Annotated in this window: 15 protein-coding genes and 2 tRNA genes; 11 read left to right on the forward strand and 6 right to left on the reverse strand. The window is 37.5% G+C overall.

Going from position 1 to position 12,929, the window contains the following annotated elements; genetic code table 11:
* The first annotated feature begins 2 nt into the window (after window positions 1–2).
* Window positions 3–974, forward strand: a complete 972-nt coding sequence (locus tag T8I65_RS07785) for a type I phosphomannose isomerase catalytic subunit (protein ID WP_322300160.1) — start codon at window positions 3–5, stop codon at window positions 972–974.
* Between the two features lie 21 nt (window positions 975–995).
* On the opposite strand, the gene mgrA is transcribed toward T8I65_RS07785, so the two are convergent.
* Both mgrA and T8I65_RS07795 read right to left on the reverse strand, forming a co-directional pair.
* On the reverse strand, window positions 996–1,991 hold the full coding sequence (gene mgrA / locus T8I65_RS07790; protein ID WP_322300161.1) for an L-glyceraldehyde 3-phosphate reductase: 996 nt from the start codon (window positions 1,989–1,991) through the stop codon (window positions 996–998).
* Between the two features lie 60 nt (window positions 1,992–2,051).
* The gene (locus T8I65_RS07795; protein WP_322300162.1) at window positions 2,052–2,510 is read right to left on the reverse strand and encodes a hypothetical protein; all 459 of its coding nucleotides are present in this window, start codon (window positions 2,508–2,510) and stop codon (window positions 2,052–2,054) included.
* A 307-nt stretch (window positions 2,511–2,817) separates the two neighbouring features.
* On the opposite strand from T8I65_RS07795, the gene T8I65_RS07800 reads away from it, so the two are divergent.
* The gene (locus T8I65_RS07800; protein WP_322300163.1) at window positions 2,818–3,045 is read left to right on the forward strand and encodes a hypothetical protein; all 228 of its coding nucleotides are present in this window, start codon (window positions 2,818–2,820) and stop codon (window positions 3,043–3,045) included.
* 137 nt (window positions 3,046–3,182) lie between these two features.
* Window positions 3,183–3,968 carry a DUF1206 domain-containing protein gene (locus T8I65_RS07805; protein WP_322300164.1) on the forward strand — a complete coding sequence of 262 codons (786 nt, stop codon included), beginning with the start codon at window positions 3,183–3,185 and terminating at the stop codon, window positions 3,966–3,968.
* Window positions 3,969–4,164: 196 nt separating this feature from the next.
* Here T8I65_RS07805 and T8I65_RS07810 read toward each other — a convergent pair whose 3' ends face one another.
* The 4 genes from T8I65_RS07810 to T8I65_RS07825 form a co-directional block, all read right to left on the reverse strand.
* Complete coding sequence (locus T8I65_RS07810) at window positions 4,165–4,602, reverse strand: DUF1801 domain-containing protein (RefSeq protein WP_322300165.1); 438 nt, start codon at window positions 4,600–4,602, stop codon at window positions 4,165–4,167.
* Between the two features lie 279 nt (window positions 4,603–4,881).
* Window positions 4,882–4,956: transfer RNA gene (locus tag T8I65_RS07815), tRNA-Pro, on the reverse strand.
* Between the two features lie 127 nt (window positions 4,957–5,083).
* A tRNA-Ser gene (locus T8I65_RS07820) sits at window positions 5,084–5,168 on the reverse strand.
* Between the two features lie 157 nt (window positions 5,169–5,325).
* Window positions 5,326–6,561, reverse strand: a complete 1,236-nt coding sequence (locus T8I65_RS07825; RefSeq protein ID WP_322300166.1) for an NAD(P)/FAD-dependent oxidoreductase — start codon at window positions 6,559–6,561, stop codon at window positions 5,326–5,328.
* A 359-nt stretch (window positions 6,562–6,920) separates the two neighbouring features.
* On the opposite strand from T8I65_RS07825, the gene T8I65_RS07830 reads away from it, so the two are divergent.
* From T8I65_RS07830 to T8I65_RS07865, 8 genes are read left to right on the forward strand one after another with little or no spacing between them, the layout of a single operon-like run.
* The gene (locus T8I65_RS07830; RefSeq protein WP_322302789.1) at window positions 6,921–8,456 is read left to right on the forward strand and encodes an aromatic amino acid ammonia-lyase; all 1,536 of its coding nucleotides are present in this window, start codon (window positions 6,921–6,923) and stop codon (window positions 8,454–8,456) included.
* Window positions 8,449–9,189: a 3-oxoacyl-ACP reductase FabG gene (gene fabG / locus T8I65_RS07835; RefSeq protein ID WP_322300167.1), complete on the forward strand. Its 741-nt coding sequence runs from the start codon at window positions 8,449–8,451 to the stop codon at window positions 9,187–9,189. Before T8I65_RS07830 ends, fabG begins: the two co-directional genes overlap by 8 nt.
* 2 nt (window positions 9,190–9,191) lie before the next feature.
* Window positions 9,192–10,070: a lipid A biosynthesis acyltransferase gene (locus tag T8I65_RS07840; RefSeq protein ID WP_322300168.1), complete on the forward strand. Its 879-nt coding sequence runs from the start codon at window positions 9,192–9,194 to the stop codon at window positions 10,068–10,070.
* Between the two features lie 2 nt (window positions 10,071–10,072).
* Window positions 10,073–10,522 carry a hypothetical protein gene (locus tag T8I65_RS07845; protein ID WP_322300169.1) on the forward strand — a complete coding sequence of 150 codons (450 nt, stop codon included), beginning with the start codon at window positions 10,073–10,075 and terminating at the stop codon, window positions 10,520–10,522.
* Complete coding sequence (locus T8I65_RS07850) at window positions 10,522–10,935, forward strand: thioesterase family protein (RefSeq protein WP_322300170.1); 414 nt, start codon at window positions 10,522–10,524, stop codon at window positions 10,933–10,935. The genes T8I65_RS07845 and T8I65_RS07850 overlap by 1 nt, the downstream gene beginning before the upstream one ends.
* Window position 10,936: 1 nt before the next feature.
* A complete protein-coding gene (locus T8I65_RS07855; protein ID WP_322300171.1) occupies window positions 10,937–12,082 on the forward strand; it encodes a beta-ketoacyl synthase N-terminal-like domain-containing protein in 1,146 nt (381 codons plus the stop codon).
* A complete protein-coding gene (locus T8I65_RS07860) occupies window positions 12,075–12,677 on the forward strand; it encodes a 3-oxoacyl-ACP synthase (protein ID WP_322300172.1) in 603 nt (200 codons plus the stop codon). Before T8I65_RS07855 ends, T8I65_RS07860 begins: the two co-directional genes overlap by 8 nt.
* Entirely contained in the window at window positions 12,670–12,927 is a 258-nt protein-coding gene (locus T8I65_RS07865; protein WP_322300173.1) for a phosphopantetheine-binding protein, read from the forward strand. Before T8I65_RS07860 ends, T8I65_RS07865 begins: the two co-directional genes overlap by 8 nt.
* Window positions 12,928–12,929: the final 2 nt, after the last annotated feature.

Below are 12,929 nucleotides of genomic sequence, written 5' to 3' on the forward strand. Positions count from 1 at the left end.
GCATGGTTGATTATCCTATTAAATTCAGACCAATACTTCAGGAAAAGATATGGGGCGGGAACAAGCTTCGTGATATTCTGAATAAAAAGACCGATAAGGAGAATGTAGGTGAAAGCTGGGAGATTTCCGGGGTAAAAGGCTTTATATCTGAAGTTAGTAATGGTTCAGAAGAAGGAAAAAAACTAACAGATCTTATTAAGGAGTATAATGCAGAATTAATGGGGGAGGAGATTTATAAAAGATTTGGAGATGATTTTCCGCTGCTTATCAAGTTTATTGATGCTAAGACAGATCTTTCTGTTCAACTACATCCTAATGATGCATTGGCTAAGCAAAGACATGATTCCTTTGGGAAAACCGAAATGTGGTATGTGATGCAGGCCGATGAAGGTTCTAAATTGAATATTGGTTTTAATAAGAATACCAATAAAGAAGAATATGTAAATAATCTCGAAAACAAGAAAATTCTCGATATTCTCAATTTCGAAGAAGTAGATAAAGGAGATTCAGTTTTCATAAATACCGGGAAGGTTCATGCGATAGGAGGAGGGATTTTACTTGCAGAAATTCAGCAAACTTCAGATATTACCTATAGAATATATGATTGGGATCGTGTAGATAACGAGGGTAATAGCCGTGAACTACACACAGAACTTGCGCTGGATGCTATAGACTTTGAGAAGAAAGATGATTATAAGCTGGAATATGAGCATGTAGAAAATCAATCTTCAGAAATAGCCAGCTGTGAATACTTCACTACGAACTATCTTCCGGTGAAAGGTAAACTGACAAAAAACCTTTCAAATCTGGATTCTTTTGTTATCTATATGTGTGTTTCCGGCGAAGCTAAAATTACAATCGGTTCTAATTCCGAAGAGCTTGAAGCTGGAGAATCGGTTTTAATCCCAGCAAACACAAATGAAGTGGAGATTTCCGCAGAAAGCGCAGAACTTCTGGAGGTCTATATCAAATAGATTCCAAAAGTTCTGAAAATATCAAAAATTGAGAATATTGTCTATTTCCTTTAGTTCTTCTGTACTAAAATGAATATTTTTGATAGCTTTCAGGTTGTCCTCTAACTGAGACTTTCTACTAACACCAACTAAGACAGACGTTACTCTTTCATCTTTTAGAAGCCATGCTACAGCCATTTGCGCAAGACTTTGTTCACGTTTTTCAGCTAACTCGTTCAGCTGCTGAATTTGTGAAACAACTTCTTCTGTAATTTGTGATTTATCCAGATAACTACCTTCTTTAGCAGCTCTTGAATTCTTCGGAATCCCATTAAGATATTTGCCAGTTAAAATACCTTGTTCAAGAGGAGAAAAGACAATACTTCCAAGTCCGTTTTGTTCCAGAGTATCCATTAATCCATTTTCAACCCAGCGATCGATCATATTGTAACGGGGCTGATGAATTATAAATGGCGTTTTAAGCTCCTTCAGAATCTTGGCGGCTTTGGCCGTGTCTTCAGCATTATATTGTGAAATACCAACGTATAAAGCTTTTCCATCTCTTACGATTTGGTCCAGAGCACCCATGGTTTCTTCCAAAGGGGTTTCCGGGTCTGGCCTGTGATGATAAAAGATATCTACATAATCAAGACCCATTCTTTGCAGGGATTGATCTAAACTCGCGATCAGGTACTTTCTGGAACCAAAATTTCCATAAGGTCCGGGCCACATATCCCATCCGGCTTTGGAAGAAATGATGAGCTCATCTCTATATTGCTTAAAATCCTGCTTAAAGAACTTTCCGAAGTTACTTTCAGCAGAACCGTATGGCGGGCCGTAATTGTTAGCCAAGTCAAAATGCGTAATTCCATTATCAAATGCGGTATGAAGTATTTCCCGCGCATTGTCCTGATCATCATTATCTCCGAAATTATGCCAGAGACCCAAGGAAAGTAAAGGCAACTTTAAACCACTTTTACCACATCTTCGATACTCCATAGTATCATACCTGGAGTCTGCTGCTTTATAATTACTCATATTATGATTTTCCCGGCAATTTAGAGATTTACCGGGCAATGCTAAACATTATGGAGCTAATTAATTTCTGGCGAAAGATAGATATCCGGAATTCCCCTCAGCATTTTCCTCCAGCTTTAAGTTTATCTCAGCACTATTAGCAGAGATGACATCATAAGCATTGGTAAGATCTCCCAGTTTTCCATTAGGGGTGAAAAAGATCATAAAATCGAGATCATTGGAGGGATCAAATTCGGTTCCGTTATCATTGGAGACTCTCCAGGTTCCATTAAAAGATCCAAGGTTGGAATCTGCAATCAGTTCATTCGAACTTTGAAAAATAAATGTATAATTTTTAAGATCATCGGTCTTATTCTGACCGTTTTCAGTAAAACTGGTGATTCGCCATTCAGAATTCAGTAAAATCTCATTTAGAGCGATCATTTCTGTTTCTACCAATTTCATATCATCATTGTCTGTGTCGCAGGATACGATAAAAAACATAGCGAAAATTAATAACAAACAGTTCAATCTTTTCATAGGGTGGGGATTTTTTTGTTCGGTTCAAACGTAAAGTTATAAAGAGAAATAGAATAAATTAAGATATATTTAAGAATTAACATTTAGTCAATTAATACATCTTCAGCTGTATAGCCTTCAAATTTTGTAAGGAGGTCAAAAATTTTAGGATTTCAGTTATAATATTAAGATACCGGATTTGCTTCAATGTTTAGTCTAATTCGTACGCATAGCTAATCTTAACAAAGCCTTAGGCTAAAGCATACGCATTGTACCCTAATTTTACTGTTTAGTTTTCGAATCAGTTAAAGCAAATTTATTAAGAATAATGAACCTGGTTAATATTTCCAAAGACGAGAATTGTTATAAGATCAAAAGTGTCAAATACGTAAAGGTGTTTGGAGCAACTTTGTATAGTTATGACAAACTATTTGTGAAAGAAACAGAATCAGCTCAATGGATAAATCAGAATACTAAAAAGAAAGCTACACAAGCTGAATCTTTCAAATTAAATAAATGGTTGAAAGACCATCGAAAATTTATCGAAAAAGGCTGATTTCTTAATTTTAATGACGAAGGCGTAAGTCTTGAAGCTGAATTAAGCTAAAATTAGCCTAAAGTTTGAGGTATTGTTTAGTCAGACGTTCAATTTCCGATAACTTTAAAATTGATTAACCAATCAAATTAGTTAAAATGAGTAGTAAGAAAAAGAATTTTGCGCGGTTTGGAATGGCTGCGAAAGGTGCAGTTTATTGCCTAATCGGAGTGTTAACAGCAATGGCTGCGTTTGGTCAGGGCGGACAAAAATCGGGAAGTAAGGGTGCATTACAATACTTAGCACAACAGTCATACGGGCAGGTTTTACTTGTAGTTATGGGAATCGGACTTCTTGGATATGTATTTTGGAGAATGTACCAGGTATTTTATAACCCAGGAGAGTTTGAAGACAATCTAAAAGGTTATGGAAAGCGGATAGGATATTTTATTAGCGGACTCATCTATGGTGGTTTGGCTTATTACTCTTTCAAATTGGCTTTCGGTAGTAGTAGTTCAGGTGGTTCTGGCGGAATGATGGGTGGAATCATGTCTGGTTCTAACGGAGATACGATCGCTATCATTATTGGTATAGGTATGGCAATAAAAGCTATCTATGACTTGTATCGGGCATACTCTGGAAAATTCCGAGAGGAAGTGGAAGAAGCAGGAATGGATCAAAAAGAGCAGAAGTTGCTTATTAATGCCGGTAAATTTGGACATACCGCCAGAGGACTAGTTTTAGGTCTTATGGCTTATTTAACATTGAAGTCCGGACTTTCCAGTGGTAGCAATGTTAAAACTCAAACCGATGCATTTAGTTATATTCAGGCAGAATTTGGTTCGGTTGCATTAGGTATAGTTGCCATAGGTCTGGTAGGTTATGGAGTTTATATGCTAATAAAAGCAAAATATCCTTCTATTACTGTAGCCAGTCTTAGATAGAAGCAACATTAGATATAAAAGAAGCCTGTAAATTTAGCGGGCTTTTTTTATGAGTGATTTTATCTGATACCTTACTGATCTCGATTGATTACTCATTAAAACAGCGTTTTTTCAGGTCAATCATAAGAAAATAGTTGTAAAGAGATCTACAAATGGATTATGATGGATGATGCTTAAAGCGCCTGACAATAAACATTTATGCAATACCTAAAAATTTAAGATGTTTGATCTCGTGATACCTCAAGCAAGCTTTAATACATTCCTTTAGTTCATAGATAGGTATTTCCTGGTCTAAATTAAGAATAATAGCTCTGTTTCCTTCAAATCTCAATTTTGGTTCGTATAATAATCGAAAAGTTTCAATCAACCTGCTGGAGCATTGAAAATAGAGTGCATATTGTTCGGGATTTTTTGATTTCCAGTCTATTCTTAGCGTACTTCCAATATTACTCCTGAAAGCGGGTTCGCTCCACTTTAAATTAAGATCTAGCTTGACAACACCTTGAGTTTCCTGAGCAGTTTGAATGATCAGTTCACGTAAGTATAAGAGTCTCTTTTTGGGCAATTGAGGATAAACTTTAAAAGCAGCTTCGAATTCGCGAGAAGTTTGAATCTTTATTGTTTTCGGTTTCACATCAGAATAACTAAGGAATGTAAGCTTCTAAATTAAATAATTTATATATCAGACCTACTGAAGATAAATTAGTTAACCAGTATTTACTGAAATTTTCAATTCCTAAGATTAGATAATCTTCTTATGAAACAATATTGGATGATACCAAAGTGCAATTGGTTTATTAATGCTTGTAAGGTATAATGATCTACCAGGTCCAGAATAAAACGAGCCAGGAATAGGCATCGAAAAAACCTAAAATGAAAAAAGCCTGTCAATCATAAGATTAACAGGCTTTAGTCGGGGTGGCAGGATTCGAACCTGCGGCCTCCTGCTCCCAAAGCAGGCGCGATAACCGGGCTACGCTACACCCCGAAAAGTGAATAGTGTTTTTAGTCTTATCCGTTCCAAACTATCTTATGACATATCCGGGAAGCGGAGGAAATTTATTCCAATTTTCCGGTCGAAAAGAGAATAAAAGAACCACAGACTAAAAATCTAGCGGAGAGTATGAGATTCGAACTCATGCGACAATTGCTCGTCGACAGTTTAGCAAACTGCTCCATTAACCACTCTGGCAACTCTCCATTTATTTAAGAACTTCGCAAGTAATTTTGCGGTTGCAAATCTAAGTTTTACTTACGTACCAACCAAACCTTTTTTATTTTTTTGAAAGAAAATTTAAGCTAAAATTGAGCTGCTTCCCTTAAACTACTTGACTTCAATTAAATAGCCGAAATAATTTTATTGAAACTTTTCTGAATATAAAAAGTTGTGCAAATTTTTGATAGCCTTCTCATGATTTCGAACAAAAGGATTCTTATTATCCCAAACATATCCTGCAAGTACAGAACAAATTTGCATTTTAATGTTTTCACTCGCATTATCAGTAAAAAATATATCCTGTAATCTTCCTGTATACCATTCTTTTACATAGGTGGCGAAAACATTAATAGCCTTTTGTATATGCTCAGTATACTCTTTATCCCAGTTTATAATTTCTCCAGACAATTGCCTTGCCACTAGTTTTGCACTTAATAATCCGCTTTCTGTCGCAAATGCAACCCCGGAAGAAAATACCGGATCGAGAAATTCAGCTGAGTTTCCAGCCAGCGCAAAACCATCACCATGTAAAAGCTGAACATTCTTGGATATACCAGATAGTTTTACAGGCTCAAACAAGTATTCCTGCTTTGAGAACCGATCTTTGTAAAAATCGCACTGACCCAGCATTTGCTTAAACATTTCACTTCTTGATCCTGAGAATGTATTGAACCAGTCGTTTTCTCCTACAAAGCCTAAACTTGTATTCCCATTAGAAAAAGGAATATACCAGAACCAGGCACCCCTCGTAATGATCTCAAATGTAATTTGAGTTTCTTCCTTACCTGGAGGTCGGTTATCTTCCTTTATGTGAGTGAATATGGAGGAATGATCATAAATTTTTGCAGGAGCTTCCAGTTTAAGCAGTCCGGCTAGGACTCGTCCATTTCCACTGGCATCAATTATAAATCTGGAAGTAATGTTGCTTAGAACGGCGTTCGGGTCTTTAGATTCTATAGTCCATAGCTTGTTTTCCCATTTCGCAGAAACCACTTCAGCTCCAAAATTGATCTTCACGCCCCTTTTCTGAATACTTTCTGCAAGTTTCAGGTCGAAATCGGCTCTGGGTACCTGCCAGGTCCAGTCCCAGCCTTCCCCGAACTTTTTACTAAAATCGAATTCAGCGATTTTCCCATTTTTAACGAAACGGGCGCCTGTCTTTTTCTGGTAATTTTGTTCCTGCAGGTCTTCGAGTAATCCGGCTTCAGAAAAATTATCCATACAGCGGGGGATCAAACTTTCCCCAATGGTAAACCTTGGAAAAAACTGCTTTTCCAGCACCAATACAGATACACCGGTTTTCTCCAGGTAACCTGCTGCAACCATACCAGCCGGTCCCGCACCAATTATTACAACGTCATATTCTTTTTTATCCATAATCTGTCAATACAAAGCTAATGGAAAATATGCTTCAGTAGAATTCACCAAAATAAAAAGCTCTGCCAGTTACGGCAGAGCTTTCGTGAGATATAAGCAATCGATCATGCCAATTGGCAGATCTATTGGACTAATGTATCCTATTGAAATTAATTTTAATAGCTGATTCTTCAATGCTAACTGTTTAATAACTTCAGCAATAATTTGATAAAATTCTGGAGAGGTTAAGTTCATAATTATGAAATTATCAATACTTCAAATTTATCCCGCGATTCATACCATATGCAGCTTTCCCACTAAAAATATTACATTTGTCCAGAGCACAATCTTTATATAATCCTGAAATTAAGCAGCTACTTATGATCAACCTGGAGAAGGAACTTACACTCTCAGAATTTCAACAAGTTGTTTTTCAGAGAATAAGGGTGGAATTAGGTGCTAAAGCCAGAGACAGGATTATTCAAAGTCATCAATTTCTTGAGAAATTTTCACGAAATAAGATCATTTATGGAGTAAATACAGGGTTTGGACCTATGGCTCAATACCGGGTTGCGGAAGAAGATTCTGTCAAACTCCAGATGAACCTCATAAGAAGTCATGCTACAGGCGCAGGTGCTGTACTTTCTGAAGTTGACGTGCGGGCATTGATGTTAGCCAGGCTTAATACTCTAAGCTTAGGTAAATCTGGAATCGATATCTCTGTTGCTGAAGTTCTAATTCAATTGATCAATTTAGAAATTACACCTTTGATTTTTGAACATGGTGGAGTAGGAGCTTCAGGCGATCTGGTGCAATTAGCACATCTCGCGCTGGTCCTTATTGGAGAAGGTGAAGTTTTCTACGAAGGTAAACGCAGAAATACTGAAGAGATCTTCAGAGAAAAGAATATTCAGCCAGCCAAGATCACGATTAGAGAAGGGCTGGCGATCATGAATGGAACTTCTGCAATGACTGGGCTAGGCCTGGTCAATATTGTTTACGCAAAACAATTGCTGGACTGGTCGGTTTTTTGCTCTTCTGTGATCAATGAAATCGTAGAAGCTTATGATGACCATCTTTCCGAAGAATTAAATCAGGCAAAACTTCATAAGGGTCAGCAGCAAATTGCTGAGCTTATGCGAAATCACTTAAAGGACTCCGGCCTCACAAGATCCCGAAAGGAAGAACTTTATAATACCGATCATGCAAAAACGGAGTTGTTCAAAGAAAAAGTTCAGGAATATTATAGTTTAAGATGCGTTCCACAAGTTCTTGGCCCTGTAATGGATACTCTTTCACATAGTACTAAAATTTTACTGGAAGAGGTAAATTCTGCTAATGATAATCCAATTATCGACGTAAAGACCGAGCAGGTTTACCATGGAGGTAATTTCCATGGTGATTATATTTCTCTGGAAATGGATAAACTTAGGCTGGTAATGACCAAAACATCCATGCTTGCTGAAAGGCAGATCAACTATTTACTGAATCCAAAACTAAATGACATTTTACCGGCTTTTGTCAATGCTTCGAAATTAGGTTTGAACTTTGGAATGCAGGGTGCACAGTTTCCAGCGGTTTCGACTACTGCTGAAAATCAAATGCTTTCTAATTCCATGTACGTTCATAGTATACCTAACAACAATGATAATCAGGATATTGTAAGTATGGGAGCAAATTCAGCAATGATGACGCGTAAGGTGATCAACAATTGCTACGAGGTTTTAGCTACTGAAATGGCTACGATCCTTCAGGCGCTTTATATACTTCAATATGATGATCGTTTATCTTCAGCGACTACCTTAAAAATTAAAGATCTTAAAATGATTTTTCCACAGATAAAAGAAGACAGAGTTCTATATAAAGACATTCAGAATTTAAAGTTATATCTCAAAACTCATCAGGCTTATGACTAAGAAAAGATTTGCTTTGGTAACCGGCGGTTCTCGCGGAATTGGAAAAGCGATTTGTCTAGCGCTGGCCAAAGATCGTAAACTCAATATTTTATTGAATTACAGGTCTAATGAGGAGGCGGCTCAGGCGGTCAAACGGGAAATTGAATCATTGAACGTTTCCTGTGAACTTCTAAAATTTGATGTTGCAAATCCTTCGGAAGTTGCAGAGAAGATGAGTACGTGGAAATCTGAGAATAAGGATTTCAGTATTGATGTTCTGGTTAACAATGCTGGTATTAGTGACGACGGACTTTTTATTTTTATGTCTGAGAATAGCTGGAATTCGGTTTTAGATACTAGTTTGCAGGGATTTTATCATGTGACCCAGAGCGTTCTGAAGGATATGTTGAGAGCTAGAAGCGGAAGGATCATTAATATGGTTTCACTTTCAGGTTTAAAGGGAAACGCGGGACAGGTAAATTATTCAGCAGCAAAAGGAGCTGTTATTGCGGCTACAAAAGCACTTGCTCAGGAAATTGGGAAACGGAAAGTAACGGTAAATGCCGTCGCTCCCGGATTTATTAATACTGAAATGACGGCAGATTTTGATGCTGAAAAGTTTAAAGAACTAATTCCATTAAATCGATTTGGAGATCCGGAAGAAGTCGCTAACCTGGTAAGTTTTCTGGCATCTGATAGATCTTCGTATATCACCGGCGAAGTGATAAATATTAATGGCGGACTCTACTCTTAATCATGGCTACTTGGAAAGGGAAATCCCGGGGAACTTTACTTGGCTTCAGGATCTATGTAAAAATTATTAAAAGCTGCGGACTGATCGCGGCTTATTTCGTACTCCTATTCGTTGCCGCTTATTTTATCCTCTTCTCTTTTTCTTCAACCCGCAGCACCTATTATCTCTTCAGAAAGAGGCTTGGGTATTCTCCATTAAGCTCGGCTTTTAATGTATATCGCAGTTATTTTACCTTCGGAAGAATACAACTAGACAGGATTGCCATCACCAATGGACTAAAGAACAAGTTTACTTTTGAATTCGATGGCGTTGAATATATAGAATCATTGCTGAAGCAGAAGAAAGGCGGAATCTTGCTCACAGCACATATTGGTAATTTTAATCTTGCCAAACATTTCTTTGAGGAACGTCATGCAGATGCAGTTGTAAATCTGGTAGTAACTGATTTTGAACATCAACAGATCAAGAATTACCTGCAATCTGTCACTGGAGATACAGAGGTGAAAGTGATCGAGATGAAGGATGATCTAAGTCATGTATTCGCGATGAAAAAAGCCTTGGATCATAATGAATTACTGGTATTTGCAGCAGACAGATTTATGGAGCATTCGAGTACTTTGGAAGCTAATTTCCTTGGAGAAATGGTGAAATTTCCGGAGGGTCCTTTCAAACTTGCCGCCAGGAATAAAATTCCAGTTTTGTTCGTACATCTAATGCGAGAAAAGAATTTCCACTATCATTTTTTTGCTCGACCTTATAAAGCTAGCAGCTACACGAAGAAAGAAATTTTAAAATCTTATCTTGACGATCTGGAAAGAATGGTGAGAATATATCCTCACCAATGGTATAATTATTACGATTACTGGAACGATTTCAGTTAGCTATGGCAGAAAACTTATTACATCATCCAATCAGTTCAGCAGAAGAAATTTCTAATCTAATTCCACAAAAGAAACCTTTTGTATTCGTGGACACTTTATTTGAATACACAGATCTTACTGGTGTAACAGGGTTTACAGTCCCGAAAGACAGTCTCATGCTCGATAAGGGTAAATTATCTGAGAGCGGTCTTATTGAACATATGGCTCAAAGTATGTCCTTGCATCGTGGATATCAGGGTACTCTCAGCGGGAATACGAAGCCAAAAACAGGTTTTATAGGTGTGATTAAAACTGTTGAAATTCTTGGGCAGCCTTTGGTTGGAGAGAGTATTACCACCTATGTGGAGATTTTGCATGAGATCATGAACGTGACCTCGGTCTCTGCCCGAACCGAAAATGACAGGGGAGAGGTGATCGCTTTGTCTGAAATGAAAACGGTAACCGTCGATTAATGTCCACATCATTAACTCATACCACAAAACTGAAAGTAAAGTTTCATGAATGCGATCCTCTAAAAATCGTCTGGCATGGAAACTATCTTAAATATTTTGAGGAAGGACGAGAGGATTTCTGCAATTCTCATGGTATTTCTTATCTCGATGCTGAAAGAAATGGGTACGCAACACCTATTGTATTCTCAAGTTGTGAGCATAAGAAACCTTTGGCTTATGGAGATCAGTTTACAGTTGAAACAAGTTTTGAAACTGTTGCTTCGGCAAAAATGATCTTTACCTATAAGATCTTTAAAAATGAAGAATTAATCTGTACGGGGAGAACCGTACAGGTTTTTTTAGATCGAAATAAAGAACTCTCGCTTATAAACCCCGAGTTCTATCAAGCCTGGAAATCAAAAATGAACTTGTAAAATGCAGCAAGTTTTTTTAGAATCTGATAGCATAATTTCTCCTTTGGGTTTTGGTACTTTGGCCAATCTAGGGGAATTGAGATTGCAAAATTCAGCTTTGAAACTTCAAAAGCCTACTTCAAAGTATCCAGCTGGATATTACGCCGGGATTCTTGAAGAAGAATTCATTGATCGTAGTTTTTCCCTGATCGGTAATTGTGATGATTACACAAAGCTGGAAAAAATGCTGATTCTGGCTATAAAGGATGTGATCAATAAAGAAACAATGGTAGATCCTTTCATTACAGGACTGGTGATTGCCACAACCAAAGGAAACATCGATCTATTGAACTCCAATAAATTTGGAAAAGACCGGGTTGAACTCTGGAAAATGGCACAGGTAGTTGCCGACTTTTTCGGATTTAAACAAAAACCAATCGTGGTATCAAATGCATGTATTTCCGGAGGTCTGGCTATAAAAACTGCAGCAGATTTTATTCAGTCAGGGAAGTTTAAAAACGCCATAGTAGCAGCGGGCGACCTGGTTTCAGAATTTGTATTATCTGGTTTTCAATCATTCCAGGCGATGAGCGCGAAGGCATGCAAACCATTTGATGCCGAAAGAAACGGAATCAGTCTCGGAGAAGCTGCTGCAGCAGTATTTATTGATGGGCAAACATCACAGGAACAAAATGTGCAATTTGTTCATGCTGTTACTACCAATGATGCAAATCATATTTCCGGTCCTAGTAGGGATGGTGAAGGTTTGTACCAGGCAATTACCAGACTTAAGCAATTTACAGGTATAATCTCCGAAGAAATTGACGCTATTTCAGCTCATGGAACGGCGACCATGTATAATGATGAAATGGAAGCTATAGCATTCAATAGATCCAATCTCAACGACATTCCATTGCATAGCTTGAAAGGCTATTTCGGGCATACCTTAGGCGCTTCAGCCTTGATCGAATCTATTTTGCTTAAACATAGTTTACTCAATGATGAACTTATCATTTCGAAGAATTTCGAAAGCTTAGGTGTTTCTGCATCCTTAAATATTACTACGGAAGCTACTCAGAAAGAACTTAATATGGCATTAAAAACAGCATCAGGTTTTGGAGGCTGCAATATTGCCATGCTCTTCAAAAAAACTAAATCATATGTCTGAAGATCATTCAATTAAGTTCATCAGAATTAAGGACAATAGGATCATATCTTCTGAAGGTTTGTTGTTTGAAACAAAAAAGGATATAGCGCCCGCTAAATTCATGAGTCAGTCGTATAAATTCTTCGGAATGAATTATTCCAAGTTCTTTAAAATGGACGGACTTAGTAAAGCAGGCTTCATCGCTGCAGAATTACTTTCTGAAAAGATCAAAATTGAGAAAAATACCGGCCTGATATTTTCAAATTCCAGTTCAAGCCTGGACACAGATCTTCGTTTTCAGGAAAGTATGCACGATTTCGCTTCACCTTCTGTCTTTGTCTATACTTTGCCGAATATCGTGCTGGGAGAAATTAGTATCAGACATTCAATTCACTCTGAAAATGCTTTTTTTATTAACGAAAAATTCGATCCGGAACTAATGCTGGATTATGCTGAAATACATTTTAAGAATTTAGCTTGTGAGAATGTGCTTTGTGGTTGGCTAAACTTGCACAATAATGAATATGATGTATTTTTGTGGCACGTCGCCGGTCTTGAAGATCTGCAATCTCAACGGGGACAGTTGCCGAAAATCTACGCTACTACACATGAGTGACCTACATACCGAGCTAAAAAAAAGCATAATAGAACAACTTAATCTGGAGGACATGGAACCTTCAGAAATTAAAAATGATGAAGCCCTGTTTGGAGATGGACTGGGACTTGATAGCATTGACGCCCTGGAATTAATAGTATTGCTTGAAAAAGATTATGGAATTAAACTGACCGATCCCAACCAGGGAAAGGAAATATTTGCTTCAGTAAATACCATGGCTAGTTTTATTGAGAAACATCGTACAAAGTAATT

The sequence above is a fragment of the Christiangramia sp. OXR-203 genome (assembly GCF_034372165.1).
In the GTDB taxonomy this organism is placed as follows: domain Bacteria; phylum Bacteroidota; class Bacteroidia; order Flavobacteriales; family Flavobacteriaceae; genus Christiangramia.